The following is a 13907-nucleotide window of genomic DNA, read 5'->3' as shown; positions in this document are numbered from 1 at the left end:
ACATGTGTAGATTTCTGCCGGTATGGGCGCGCATACGCGCAGCCGGCCGAAAGGAACCCTCTGTGACAGACCTGATGTTCAACCCCGATACCGCCACCTTCGACGAGTTTGACGCCGCAACGCAACGAATCCTGCGAGCTACCGTCGACTACTTCGAAGGCCTCGGCAAACAACAATTGCTTGCCGACAACCGGGATCGAATCTGGTATGCGGACTTCTTGGATTTCGTCAAACGTGAATCAGTCTTCGCGACCTTCCTGACGCCGCAAGCTCAGGCCGCCGGGAATGTCGATAAGCGTTGGGACACTTCGCGTATCGCGATGATGTCGCGCATCTTGGGCTTCTACGGCATGCAGTACTGGTATGTCTGGCAGGTCACGATTCTCGGGCTGGGGCCGATCTGGCAGAGTGCCAACGAGGCGGCGAAGGCCAAGGCGGCGGCAGCTCTGGAATCCGGTGAGATCTTCGCCTTCGGGCTGTCGGAGCAGGCGCACGGCGCCGACATCTACTCCACCGACATGATCCTCGCCCCCGACGGTGACGACTTCCGGGCGACTGGCGAGAAGTATTACATCGGAAATGGCAACCGGGCGGCGATGGTGTCGGTGTTCGGACGTCGTGCGGACCGGCCGGTCATCGACTCGGCGGATTTCTCCCGCAAGCTGAGCGACGATGAATACAGCGGCTACATGTTCTTCGCCGCGGACAGTGGTCACGACGCGTACAAACTGCATAAGAACGTCGTCGACTCGCAGATGTATGTCGCGGCATTCGGCCTGGACGACTACCCGGTGACTGCCGCCGATGTATTGCACACTGGCCGAGCAGCTTTCGACGCCGCGATGAATACCGTGAACGTCGGCAAGTTCAACCTGGGCTTCGGAGCCATCGGAGCATGTGAGCATGCGATCTACGAGGCCGTAACGCACGCGGAGAACCGGCAGCTCTTCGGTCATCGAGTTACCGAATTCCCCCAGGTCGCGGGGCTGCTCGCGGATAGCTATGCCCGGCTGGCCGGCATGCAGCTCTACAGTGAGCGGGCCATCGACTACATGCGGTCGGCAAATCCGGAAGATCGTCGCTACCTGCTGTTCAGCGCGATCGAGAAGATGTCTGTCACACGTACCGGGCAGAAGATCTACGAAGATCTCTCCGATGTGATCGCGGCACGCGGATTCGAGAATGACACCTACTTCGCGATGACTCTTCCCGCGATGTTCGGCCTGCCGCGGCTGGAGGGAACTGTCCACGTCAACTTGGCTCTGGCGATGAAATTCCTGCCGAACTTCCTTTTCGACCCGTCCGACGCCGCACTCGCCGGTCTGCGCTTCGTTCCAGATGGAGCTCCCACCGGCGTGCTGCGCACGGCTTCGACGGTGCTCGACTGGGTTGGGCGCCGCGTGACGGCACCGGCCAGTACGGTGGTCCCCGCGCTGCGCCGCGAATTCAAATCCGCGCAGGTCCCGACGGTGAAGCGTCGTCGCGACGCGACCGACGATGAATTCCTGTTCCGGCAGGGACCGAGCAAGGGGTTGGGCCGGATCCGCTTCGCCGATTGGCGCGCGGTATTCGAGCAGTATTCGCATATCCCAAACGTCGCCGTGTTCACCGAACAGGCCATCGGCTTGCAGGCATTGGTCGCCGCGGCCCCGCCGACGCCGGAACAGCAGGCCGACGTCGACTTCTTGTTCGCCATCGGCGAGATGTTCACGCTGCTCCCGTACGCGCAGTTGATCCTGGAGCAGGCGGCGAGTGATGAGACTGACGAGTTCCTGCTCGATCACATCTTCGATACCTTCGTCCGCGACTTCTCCAGGCACGCGGTGAGTCTGTATGGAAAGCCGAGTGCCGACCGAACCCAGCAGAACCTCGCATTGGGACTGGTTCGACGTCCGGCCGAGAACACCGAGCGCGCCGAGAAGGTGGTAGCCGCTGCCCGAGGGCTATCCGGTCGCTACGAGATGAAGGCCTAGCTACCTGCAGAATCTGGCACCCGAGGTGGTCGCAACGCAACTGTGACCTCCTCGGGTTGTCGGGCCCGGTCGATATTCACTACAGTCACAGACGTCTCATTAGTCACACAGGTCTCATCAGTAACAGGCTTGCGATTGTGGAGGACCTTCATGGCACGGCGCATCAGAACCCGAAATAGGCGGACGATTTCGTTCGCGGTACTCGGGTTGGCACCTGCGCTCGTCATCGGAGGCGTCGTAGTCGCCGGCTCGCCGATAGATTCGGGATCGGTTAGCCTCTCCGCCGGGTCGGAGATCACGCTCATCGGGCATGGTCACGGACACGGTCGCGGGATGGGGCAGTGGGGCGCCTTCGGTTACGCGAAGAAGGGCTGGTCGGCGGCGCAGATTTTGGGCCACTACTACGGCGGTACCACCGCGGGGAAGGCGGATAAACCCGATGTCTCGGTGACTCTCACCAAGCAGGGATCGGTCAATGTCCGTGCGGATGCCGGTATGAGGGTAGGCGGCCAAACGGTTGCTCCCGGACAGGCGGTCAGCCTGTCCGGGGCGACGGCCACAATAACTAACGGGTGCGGTGGTGCGGTGGTGCGGAGCGTGGGCGCACAGTTCGTCGAGCCGGTGAATATGGCTCCGAGTCGCCCCCCGACTGAATTCCTCAAGATGTGTGGATCCAATGCCGCCTTTCGCGGAGCGTTGGGTCTGGACGGCGGCAGGGTCGTCAACAAACTCAACGTCGATGACTACGTGAAGGGCGTGATCCCCAAAGAGAGCTCGCCGGGTTGGGGCGATCAGGGCGGTATGGAAGCGCTCAAGGCGCAGGCCGTCGCGGCACGAACCTACGCGTTGGCCGCGATCGCGGGCGGCAAGAAGATCGACGACACGCAGAACTCTCAGGTCTACGGCGCCGTCGCGGGTGAGGATCCGCGGACGAACAAGGCCGCCGACGCCACCGCGGGGCAGATCCGACTGGCCGGTGGCAAGCCGGCTTTCACCGAATTCTCCGCGTCGACCGGCGGATACACCGCTGGTGGAAACTTCCCAGCCGTTATCGATGATGGTGATTCCATTGCGCCAGTACATAATTGGACCGCGACGGTGAGTGCGGGAAGTATTGGCTCGACCTTTGGTGTCGGCGCATTGCGCAGTTTTGAAGTCATCGAGGCGAACGGGCTGGGGCCCGAGGATGGACGTGCGATCAAAGTTCGCGCGGTCGGCAGTAATGGCGCCAAGGAAGTGACTGGTGAGCAGGCCCGAACTCTCCTTCAGCTTAAGTCCGCGTGGTTCGCGGTCAAGGGGCAGACCGCCCGCCCGAAGATCGTGAAGCCGCCGACCGGCCCAGCGTCGCCGGGTAGCTTCGGTAGCCTCGATCTGGGCAGTCTCGCGAATACCTTGTTGACTTCGGCGCAGAGTATTTTCGCCGGCCGCTACATGGAGCTGGGCGGACTGCTGGGGCCGCTAGGTAAGGCACTCGGCCTGCCGACGTTGACGCCCGACGGTGCAGGCGTAACTCAGCTCTTCGAGAAGGGCATGATGCTCTTCAGCCAGAAGACCGGCGCACATGTATTGGCGGGCAAGGGGTTTGAGCGCTACAAGGCTTCCGGTGGTTTGCCCGTAAAGGGCTTCCCGCGGCGGGATGCGTTGCGGTAGAGGGTCTCGGGGGTTAGGTCTCAATACACCCTCAACCAGCCAACGTCCCGGCACCGTCAGAAGGTTGTGTCACCGTCGGCATCCAAGGTCAGCAGAGCACGCCTGGTTTGTGACATCAACACCCGGTTGGGCGGACGTTCACAAACCTACCGGTGCAACTGATTGGAACGTGCGCAGCGACCGAAGGCGCTCGTTGCACGACGTGGTCGCGAAATAGGTTTCCCGGTGCTGGGGTGGTCCGAGCAAGACGATCTTGCGGTCGCAGATTGTACTGTTCTCGCTACGCGTTGGCGATCACCACATGATCACTATCAGTGGTTAAATCGTTTGGCCCCCAACATCTTTGGTGTTTGGCCACCAAGCACACAACACACCGCATCGGGCGATGACGCGATCAAGATCGGCAGTCGCGTGCTGGCGTCTTTCGCGCCTGTCAGTGAATTCTCTGACCGTCCAGGTAGGGAAGGGACTGTCCACACGGATTTGGACCTCTGTTGACAATTGGTTTATGTTATCGAACGGTTATCAACCTCGTGCGAGACGGAGTTGCAGTTGGTGGCCGCAATATCTACTGCTTGAAGTTGGGATGAAGTATGAAGGATTTCTCTGTCTGCCGCTGGGCGTTTAGCGCGTTTTGCGGCATTATCATCATCATCGCTCTTGCCTTAAGTATTGCGGCTGCGCCCGCGCGCGCGGAGAGCAGGTTGGATGCGTATCTTGGCCTGCCGCTGGTTAACCGTGACGCGGCTAAGGGGCCCGGTGGGGTGAATCCTCGTCTTCCGGACGATCTTGCGACTTTGCAACATCTCATCGACCAGGCCCGTTCCGGTGGGGTAGCTCCGTCACGTTACGCAGCATTGCTTTACCAGTATTGGCTGGTCAAGGCGACCACTGCTGCTGGAATTGATCTGTCTGCGTGGAACCCTCGATCAGGTGTCACTGCGAACCGCCAGAATCTCATCAAGTCCTACAGGTATTACGAAAACTTCCAGCTTTCGCACCGGGAGCTCCAGTGGGCAGGTATGGGTGGACAGGTCGGCGCCGATTTCGGAGGTGGGCTCATCGACTTCGAGCTGATGGCTGGCGTCTACGACTTTCCAGCCATTCAGCAAACCTCGCGCGCGGTGGTCAAGGCGGTTACCGATGTCGCCGGGCCGCAGGCGCTGACCCTGCTGCCGGAAGGGCTGCGTGCCCTGGCGAATGCGGGATCAACCATCACCGGCGCGGATCTGCAGTACATCCTCGGCATGATCCTGGTAATGCAAAAGAACATCTTCTCCGACCTCATGCCAATGCACCAGGCCTACGCCACCCGAGGTCTTCCGGCTCTCGAGGAGATGCAGCGAGCGGGACTGTTCGGTGAGACGATTATGAATGCGTGGCGAGATGTCGCGTCAAAAACTTCAGATCGCATCGCTGCCGGAAACGGTGTATTGCTTCGACGCGAACAGGGGCAAATCATCAAGGCGCAGTGGGACTTAGTGCGGTCCTATCGTGGTGATGTCGGTGAGGCAATCACCTATCTATCAACACTTGCCGGTTCTCCGTCGGTGGCTGGCGTTACCCCACCCCGGTCGTTCAAGCCAGTCAACACGACGACCACATTGCCTGACGGCCGGACTGTGACTCTGGTTTCGCCGCTTCCAAGCTGGAATTGGGCCGTGTTCGAGGAGCGTTGGGACTACATCGACACCCAACTTCTGCCGAAGTACAAGATCATGGTCAACAACAACTGGCCAGCCCTTAAGGCTCAACTACAAGTGCCATACGTGCAGCAACTGGAGAGTCACCGACCAACGATGACTATTCCCCAGACGCTCCAATCAATGCTCGCCAATACCAAGGTTTCGGTGTCGTGAGGTACCCCCAGGTCGTGCGCGTGGCTGCGGTAGTTTTTGGTGTTGTTCTCGCTGCGACGGCACTACAAGGTCTCGCCGCTGGTGGCGCGGTCGGCGCGCCGCCGGTCTCCACCCCGAATCTGGGGAAGGTACTTAACGGGTATGTCGTTGGTTCTTTGAGTTCGGGTCGACTAGGTGGTCCTGCAGAAATCTTTAAAGCCCTCACCTATGGTGATGCGTTTTATGACGAGCCGGCTCTGTCAGGAAACGAAGAGCCCGGCACGCTACTCAAGTCGAAGAAGGTGGACGTAATGTTCACCGGAGTTAAACCGGGCAATCTCGATGCGTACAAACTGATGTATGTGACCACTGGACTTGATGGAACGACCCCTGAGATAAGCACTGGGATTGTGATGATTCCTCGTGGTAAGCGAACGGCGAAACACAAACTGGTTAGTTATCAGGAAGCCAACGACTCGGTCGGCGCGTATTGCCACCCAAGTTCGCAGTGGACCGGTGGAGACCCTCTCGATGGTTCGTCGTGGTCAGCACTTGGGCCGCTGGCTCTGATGTTTGACAAGGGCTACTCGGTGGTGATTTCAGATGTGGGCAACAATGGTGACTGGGAACCGCACGGAGTGTTCGCCGGAAAGTACGCTGGCCATGCCCAGCTCGACGCAATTCGTGCGGCAGTGCGTGCACCGGCTGGTCTCGACGAGAAGCCTGCTGTCGCGCTGTTCGGAATCGCCGGTGGAGGTGTGGGCGCGGCATTTGCAGCGGAGTCGCAAGCACGCTACGCACCCGAACTGAATGTTCGTGCTGCCGTCCTTGAAGGCATGGTGGTCAACCAACGGAACTTTCTGAGAATGACTAACGGATCTGTCGGGTCGGGATTTGGATTTGCCACGTTGTTGGGGCTAGAACCGAAATACCCGGAGATGAAGATCGACGAGAAACTCACTCCGGTCGGCAAGGAGATCGCCGATGTGTTTCGCACGCAATGCCAAACACCAGCCTATTTCGGTCTGCCGTTCGTTCCGTTGAATCTCATGTTCAAAGGAGGGCAAAACCCCGCCGAAATTAGGGCCTTCCAGCACGTTTATGACGACAACTTGTTGGGGCGACAGGCGCCAAAAGCCAATGTCCTCATCACTAGTTGCGCCAAGAACGACTCGCCGATGTCACTAGTGCCGGCTAAGGATTCCCGTGACCTGGCAGCTAAGTACCGGGCAGGCGGAACCAAAGTGACCTACGCGCCCAGCGACTGCAGCCTGATGCGATCATTCACTGACCTGTACGGCTGGGGTACAGACCTCTTTGGCATGCAGACAATAGGGTGGATCGACCATCAACTGCGATGAGCACCGACGCGAAGCAGCGATGATAAAGTCGTCATTATCCACATCACGGTTGAGCGGGGCACATAGTCGGGAGTCAAGTGTCCATCGCGTATTCTCGGTTAGCGGCAATTGGCTTCGCTGTAGCCGTGCTCGCCGTCTGTATGTGGTGTGAGTATCGAGTGCGTTTGGGATTCGCTCAACGAGTTATCGCCTCCGTACCCCCGCTCGACTTATATTCGTTGCCGGTCAGCTGTGCGCTGATTTCTCGGTGCCTATCCAGCCAACCAGATTGGGGTAAGCCCGACAGCCGACTATTTCGGTACGGAGAAATTTGCCGGAACTCGATGTACTCCTGCTTCGGCTACGACCGGATCGCACAGCGGGGTAGACAGGCCAAGATGTCCTGAAACAGGCTGGTAGGCTATTGGATTGTTTCTACAATTATCTAACACAACGCGGGGCATGCCGCTTCACTGCCGAGTGTCTGCGAGCAATCGGCGGCCGCCAAAGATTCTCAACTCCACGTTCATACTTTTGTGCGCGATATCGGGCAAAATACATCGATTGCAAAGGCGATCGGTACGAACTTTACATAACCCCCCGGTGCCCATAATATGAATATATGAATCGTACGATCGTGATAATCGCAGTCGGTGTTGTGCTCGCACTAGGGTCAGTCGTTCTCGGCAGGGCGGCCCCGAAGGTAGGCGTACATTCGGCCATCTCGCACTTTATCACGATGTGGATCGGTGTGACCTTGTACAACTTCCTCGTGGGCACAATCGAAGAAGGCTACGGTGTTGGCGAGGAAGCTGCAGTAGCAATTGTAGTCGCGGGCGTGCCATCAGCGGCTGCGATTCTTGGCTCAGTCATTGCTGCGAAACCACGAGATCGCCGCCAGAACTGAGAAACGTGCACATGCGGCGGCCAATGAATGTTGGCGCGTGTGGAAGGTTTATTCGTTCGGTATACGAAATTCGCTAACCTTGTCGCCAGTTACAGTCACGTAGGCGCGACTGGGGCCGTTGAATCGTTTACTACTCCAATTGAATCGAATGTCAGTAATACTTCCATTCGTCTTCGCTGACGTGATCTCGATCTTGGCATTTTGTCCGATCGCGTCGGTGTCAGCCCAACTTGCGATGCCCGCTGATCCGCGGAGTATGCGACCCCAATCATTGACTATTCCATCGGGTGTAAAGGCTGCTACAAATGCCTCCTTGTCGCCGTTGTTGATGCTGTCGATCACTATCTGAACGGGCGCTGGAATGTTCGTCATGCGTTCACTTTCTGTGGGTATCGAAGCGGAATTACCACTATTCGGTGGTGTCGCCACATTTCTTGATGTGGCGCAGCCAGTCATTAGCGCAATAATCAACGTTGTGCTGACTAGGGTTAGGGACATTTTGATGTTCATCAAGCCACTTTAGTTGACGGTCGGCGGCTAAAGATGCGCGCAGGCAATTCGCACTCGTGCCTAACGGTCCGATCTGGTCGAGGCTGGTCACGGGTGGGCCGCATCCTCCGCGCGTGCACCTGCGTCGCCGTACTTCTGATCTCCTTCCTCATCTGCTGACGGCAGCCCGCGACGATCTTGCGAGCGCAATGGCACTCCTCACAATGAGTATCGCTATCGTCGGGGCATCTCACGATCACACGAGTCGATCTGATCGCGATCTGACCGCGCTCGGCGATGTGCGCCTGCGTCGCGGTACGACTGCCGGCCGATGACAACAATAGCCAAGCGCTTTGATCTGAGACAGGACTCACAGATTGTCGGGTGTGGCCTGGTGCTGCTTCCCCGGTGGAGCGTGCCAGCTCAGTTTTGTGCATCACCGCATGCCGTCAATTGGTCGCGGCGTTGACCGTGGACTTCTTGATCAGCCCATTCTCAAGTCCCCATTTGCGCGCGATACGTTGAATTTCACCGCTCTCGATGAGGCGTTGCACCGCTGCGCGAAGAACCGGACCTAAAGGTGACCCTTTGGCAACAGGCAAAGCGTAGGGGTCTGTGTCGAATATATCCCCGGCGAGCGTCAGCGTGCCGCCGGACTGGTGTACCGAAAACTCGGTTACTGGAGAGTCGGCGGAGATGGCGTCGACCTCGCCCCGGCGCACTGCCGAGACCGCACCGCGCACGTCCTCGAACGGGACCGCCGTGATCGCCTTTTCGCCGACCGTGGTGCAGGCCTGGCTTTTTGCCGGGATCTCAACGGTGCTCTGGACGGTGCCTGCGGACACCGAGACTTTGAGGCCACACGCATTGTTGGGATCGACGTTCGCTCCGGTGCGCTGCGCCCACTGGGTGCCCGCACTGAAGTAGGTGACCATATCGACCTCGCGCTCACGCACGATCGTGTCGAAGATCCCGCGTAGTCCAGTGTCGTATGTTCCATTTCGGATCGCGGGGATAATCGAACCGAAGTGGTCTTGGCGGAACACCGGCCTCACGCCGAGGATCCGACCGATTGCGGACGCCACGTCAGCATCGAAGCCGATGATCTGACCGTTCCTCGCGACGATTATCGGTTCGAACGACGGGTCTGTCCCGATCACAAGCTCCTTGCTGTCGCGGATACGAGCCGGTAGTTGAGCAAACAGTTCGGTGTCGAGACCGGGTTGCACGACACTCGTGCTTGTCGCTGACGTGTCCGCCGGCCGGTCGGTCGGCGAGCCGCACGCAACCATTGCCACGGCAAGCCCGACAGCGAGCAGGGCGCACCCGGCTCTGCGAGGAATGATCAGCAACAACCCAATCGGCCTACGCCCCGGTCTTGTCATGTTTAACAACCTCTCGCCCTACCCACGGTGCGCGGTATGTGCTGCGCGGCTTATGGTTTCCACCACAAGGGGGAATGTGGTCGCAGACGGCGTAACGATGGAGACGTGGTCTGCGCCACCGAGCAACACCACCTTCCCGTTGCCACCTTCGCGGACTACGGCGTTCACGTAGTTCTGCGACAGAATTGCAGGCACCACATGATCGTTGGTGCCAACCATCGCGATGATCGGAGTCTTGGGGTCGATATTCTGAATCGGGTCCACTGAACGGTATCTGTCCGGAACCTGGTCGGGCTGGCCTCCCACGGCCTTGACGATCCGGTCGTCTCCGAGCCGGACTGCGGTACGCATATCCAGCGGCCCGGCAAGGGAAACCACACTCGTGGGCCGAAACGTCGGGCTCGCGCCGACTTCGTCCGCTTCAAGCTTGTGGCGGGTGCCAGCCCACATCGCCAACTGCCCGCCCGCCGAATGACCGACTACAACCGCATCCCGTGTGTCGATCTCCGGGATCCCGGCACGAACCTGCGGAACGAAATCCAGTGCCGCAGCGACATCTTCGAAGGTCGTCGGCCAGCCACCGCCGGAACCTACCCGCCGATACTCGAGGTTGTAGACGGCCAATCCACGTTCGGCCAACCGTCGCGAGAAAGTGACGAAGGAGTCGGCGCCGACCTGGGCCTGCCACGATCCACCGTGAATGAGAATGACCAGCGGGACCGTTCCGGATTTGTGTTGCCCGGGCGGCAAGTACACATCAGCCCAGTTCTGACGTTCGTCACGACTTCCGGTCGACGTCGGATACAAATACCGCCTGACCTCCACGTCGGATGACTCGTTGACGTTGTTCAGGTCTGCGGCCCACGGGCCCACCTTGACGGGCGTCAGGGTCGAACTCGGTATCCCCTCGGTCGTAGGCGTCGCGGCGCACGCGCAGAGGCCAATCGCGACGATGCAACCAACAACCACTCGCCGCATCCACCGGCCCTCCCCCCAGGAGTCGAGCACTTGGCGTGAACTCCACACCAAGAATCTCAGCTGACCTGGCAAACCCATTGATTCGTACTCTCACTCCAGATGTACTTCCCGCGAACACCACTCTGGTCAGTGCACGGACTTCCGGCCGGGTCATCGTCCCGCACGGACGGTGTCGTCTTGGGTGCCGGAGTGGTGGCTCGCGGTGCGTTCCCGGTGATCTGACAGACCCATTGATCCGAACTCTCGCTCCAAATGTAGTGACCGGGAGCACCACTCTGGTCCGTGCACGCTTTGCCCGCAGGATCATCGTCCCGGTTGGTCGTCGAAGTCGGTCGATGAGGAGCCGCCGGGGTCTGACCTGACGACTTCGATGTCGTCGGAGACGCATGCGGCGTCGAGGTAACCGACCGGGTCGAGGGCACGGAAGTGACTGACGACGATATCGCAGGATCACTAGTATTTCCGTCACTACAGCTGCTCAACCCAAGAGTGGCTGCGATCGCAACTCCCCCAACGATTGCGATGGTCCTGGCCCTCATCATTTCCTGCCTCCATTTCACGATTCAAAGCGGAGCCGTTAAGTTCGGCTGCCGCAGGTACCAACAACCTGTTAGGTCGCGTGAAATTACCATGCACGATTGAGCTGCAGTAGCAAGTACAAACAGAAATTTACCTACCAAAAGCACTCATTGAAAGACCCAGCAGAGAACCTGCACGGGCGATCCATCGACGGTGAACAGTATTCTCGATCTGATAGCCTCGCGGCATCCGTCGATGGTGATCGGTATGGTTTGTGCCACGAACAACACTTTGGTCTTTGAGTCGACGATTTGCACTGAGGTGCGGTTTTCGGTGGGCCATGCAGATCCCCACAGGCCCGAATTCATCGCAGGCCCGCTCACCGAAAAGCCCGCGCCGGCTCAGCAAGCCACTACGCAACAAACTCGACATCAACCATCGTGCCCACATCCACCGCCCGCACCGATAGCCATCTGACACAAAGGAATTCACCTGCCCTCGAAGACCTGCAGGCATGCCGCAACGCGATTGCCTACGTCCCCGACATGGACGATCACGAGCTGGTCGGCAAGCTGGGATATCTCCTGGAGCATTGTGGAGACAAAGTCCGCGTTCTGATAGAAAATCATTCAGCCTATGGCAACGAGTCTTCTCAATGTCGACTGGAATGAAGGTCATCGAGCTTGCTGGATTCGGAGCATGGGCCCCGACGCTCTATGTTGGCTTGTCGCGATTGGCTCGCGATCAGCGAAAGCCGCCCTCTCTTTCCGGAGAAGGCCGAGCGGAGTGTCCCGGTCTTAGCGCGGAATCTAGTCGCGAAAGCGCTCGGGCATTTAGCGGTCTGCGCATAGCGCGAGACCCATCGATAACTGTCGCCGCGCGCAAATAAGCGGTCCAGCCCCGCAGATTCGACGGCGGCTGTTGTGATTCTGATATGTGTCCGCGCTAGACGTCCCGTGGACACAGTTCGGGGGATTGCTCCGCCTGAAGTTGGTGCGAGCACACGGGTGATATGTCCACCAGCCGAGAGGAGCGCAGTGGGGCCGCAGCCATGTCGTCGAGGAAGGTTCGATGCCCACCGACCCCGGCGAGAGATACGGTATCGTCGAGCACCGACCGTAGCGAAAAACCGCTCTAGGCAATCGATGGCGCGGCTTGAACTGCAGGCAAAGATAAGAGACTAATGCGGGCAGCCCAGGACTGGATCGCGCCGTCGGCCCGCCGAACCGCGCGACTGATCGAATGGGAGAGCGCACTCGGCGAATCGCCCGACGCTCACTGGATGCGGTTGACGCAACTGGCGGCCACACTCGTCCCGGTAGGCGCGCTGACAATCCCCCGACAACGAAACCGGCCGCGATGGATGATCTCGCCATGCCAACTGTCTTCTCGCTGCCGCTAGCCGGGTACACGACGCCGCGCACGTCGCTGACCTGGTCAGAAAGCGGTTCCCTGTCATCCGCGTGACCACTTTGCCAGCCGCATCGCACCATTCGATCCCGATGTCGCCGACATCCTCGATCACCGACGCCATCGTCGATGCCCTGCTCCAACAGTGACGCGCCGCACCGGTGGGCGTATGAGCGGGAAACGCTCAGGTAGTTTCGGATACCCTGAACACCCGTGGCAGGCAATAGTGGTTACGACCTCATCGTCGTCGGCTCGGGTTTCTACGGACTCACCGTCGCCGAGCGTGCGGCGACCCAGCTGAACAAGCGGGTGCTCGTGCTCGACCGACGTCATCACATCGGTGGCAACGCATATTCGGAGGCCGAGCCGACAACCGGCATCGAGGTGCACAAATACGGCGCGCATCTCTTCCATACCTCGAATACGCGGGTCTGGGAGTACGTCAGTCAGTTCACCGAGTTCACCGGCTACCAGCATCGGGTATTCGGTCTCTACGACGGCCAGGCGTATCCGTTGCCGCTGGGACTGGGGCTGGTCAACCAATTCTTCGGCCGGTCGCATACTCCCGACGAAGCGCGGGCGCTGATCGCTGAACAAGCGGCCGAGGTCGACAGCAGTGCTGCGGCGAATTTCGAAGAGAAGGCCATCAGCCTTGTTGGTCGGCCACTCTACGAAGCCTTCTTCAAGCACTACACCGCCAAGCAATGGCAAACCGATCCCAAGAACCTTCCCGCCGGTAATATCACCCGGCTCCCGGTTCGCTACAACTTTGACAACCGCTACTTCAACGACACCTACGAGGGATTGCCGGTCGACGGTTACACCGCGTGGCTGGAGAAAATGGCCGCCGACGAGCGGATCGAGGTGCGGCTGAACACCGATTGGTTTGACGTCCGAGATGAATTGCGGGCGGCCAGTCCGGACGCTCCCGTGGTCTACACCGGACCGCTGGATCGCTACTTCGACTATTCCGAGGGGCGATTGGGTTGGCGCACACTTGATTTCGAGACCGAGGTGCTGCCAACGGGAGACTTCCAGGGCACCCCGGTGATGAACTACAACGATGCCGACGTCCCCTTCACTCGCATCCACGAGTTCCGGCACTTCCACCCGGAGCGCGATACGTATCCGGCCGACCAGACGGTCATCATGCGCGAGTTCAGTCGCTTCGCCGACGATGAAGACGAGCCCTACTACCCAATCAACACCCCCGACGACCGGGCGATGCTCACCCGCTACCGTGACCGGGCCAAGGCCGAAACCGCCAGTGCCAAGGTGCTTTTCGGCGGACGCCTGGGCACCTACCAATACCTGGACATGCATATGGCTATTGCCAGTGCGTTGACCATGTTCGACAACACGCTCGCGCCGCACCTCGAAGACGGTGCGCCGCTGGCTGATTCAGCAGAGGCGTAGTA

General features: G+C 59.5%; 8 protein-coding genes. 5 read left to right on the top strand and 3 right to left on the bottom strand.

Annotated features, from left to right (window positions below):
• Positions 1–62: 62 nt before the first annotated feature.
• The 4 genes from AAFP29_RS08880 to AAFP29_RS08865 all read left to right on the top strand — a co-directional run bounded on the left by AAFP29_RS08880 (position 63) and on the right by AAFP29_RS08865 (position 6822).
• Positions 63–1973 (top strand): acyl-CoA dehydrogenase family protein, encoded by a 1911-nt coding sequence (locus AAFP29_RS08880; RefSeq protein WP_419216969.1) that lies wholly within the window; start codon positions 63–65, stop codon positions 1971–1973.
• Between the two features lie 150 nt (positions 1974–2123).
• Positions 2124–3623 carry a SpoIID/LytB domain-containing protein gene (locus AAFP29_RS08875; protein ID WP_419216968.1) on the top strand — a complete coding sequence of 500 codons (1500 nt, stop codon included), beginning with the start codon at positions 2124–2126 and terminating at the stop codon, positions 3621–3623.
• 593 nt (positions 3624–4216) lie between these two features.
• Positions 4217–5482 carry a hypothetical protein gene (locus AAFP29_RS08870; protein WP_419216967.1) on the top strand — a complete coding sequence of 422 codons (1266 nt, stop codon included), beginning with the start codon at positions 4217–4219 and terminating at the stop codon, positions 5480–5482.
• Between the two features lie 20 nt (positions 5483–5502).
• Positions 5503–6822, top strand: a complete 1320-nt coding sequence (locus AAFP29_RS08865; protein WP_419216966.1) for a lipase family protein — start codon at positions 5503–5505, stop codon at positions 6820–6822.
• 934 nt (positions 6823–7756) lie between these two features.
• Here AAFP29_RS08865 and AAFP29_RS08860 read toward each other — a convergent pair.
• From AAFP29_RS08860 to AAFP29_RS08850, 3 genes are all read right to left on the bottom strand, one after another.
• Entirely contained in the window at positions 7757–8218 is a 462-nt protein-coding gene (locus AAFP29_RS08860) for a hypothetical protein (RefSeq protein ID WP_419216965.1), read from the bottom strand.
• Positions 8219–8646: 428 nt separating this feature from the next.
• Complete coding sequence (locus AAFP29_RS08855) at positions 8647–9357, bottom strand: transporter substrate-binding domain-containing protein (RefSeq protein ID WP_419216964.1); 711 nt, start codon at positions 9355–9357, stop codon at positions 8647–8649.
• Positions 9358–9600: 243 nt separating this feature from the next.
• Positions 9601–10638 carry an alpha/beta hydrolase family protein gene (locus AAFP29_RS08850; RefSeq protein WP_419216963.1) on the bottom strand — a complete coding sequence of 346 codons (1038 nt, stop codon included), beginning with the start codon at positions 10636–10638 and terminating at the stop codon, positions 9601–9603.
• Positions 10639–12702: 2064 nt separating this feature from the next.
• Between AAFP29_RS08850 and glf the strand changes: the two genes are divergently transcribed.
• Positions 12703–13905 carry a UDP-galactopyranose mutase gene (gene glf, locus AAFP29_RS08845; RefSeq protein WP_419216962.1) on the top strand — a complete coding sequence of 401 codons (1203 nt, stop codon included), beginning with the start codon at positions 12703–12705 and terminating at the stop codon, positions 13903–13905.
• The last annotated feature ends 2 nt before the right edge of the window (positions 13906–13907 follow it).

Origin of the sequence: Gordonia sp. CPCC 205333, assembly GCF_048537885.1 — a bacterium.
In the GTDB taxonomy this organism is placed as follows: domain Bacteria; phylum Actinomycetota; class Actinomycetes; order Mycobacteriales; family Mycobacteriaceae; genus Gordonia.
The sequence above is the reverse complement of the archived record's forward strand: the minus strand, read 5'-3'. Positions and strand labels throughout refer to the sequence as shown.

What these genes read in the sequence shown, in the direction of transcription:
- AAFP29_RS08875 (WP_419216968.1), top strand. Translation starts at nt 2,124, where the DNA reads ATGGCACGGCGCATCAGAACCCGAAATAGGCGGACGATTTCGTTCGCG.
- AAFP29_RS08870 (WP_419216967.1), top strand. Translation starts at nt 4,217, where the DNA reads ATGAAGGATTTCTCTGTCTGCCGCTGGGCGTTTAGCGCGTTTTGCGGC.
- AAFP29_RS08860 (WP_419216965.1), bottom strand. Translation starts at nt 8,218, where the DNA reads ATGAACATCAAAATGTCCCTAACCCTAGTCAGCACAACGTTGATTATT.
- AAFP29_RS08850 (WP_419216963.1), bottom strand. Translation starts at nt 10,638, where the DNA reads ATGGGTTTGCCAGGTCAGCTGAGATTCTTGGTGTGGAGTTCACGCCAA.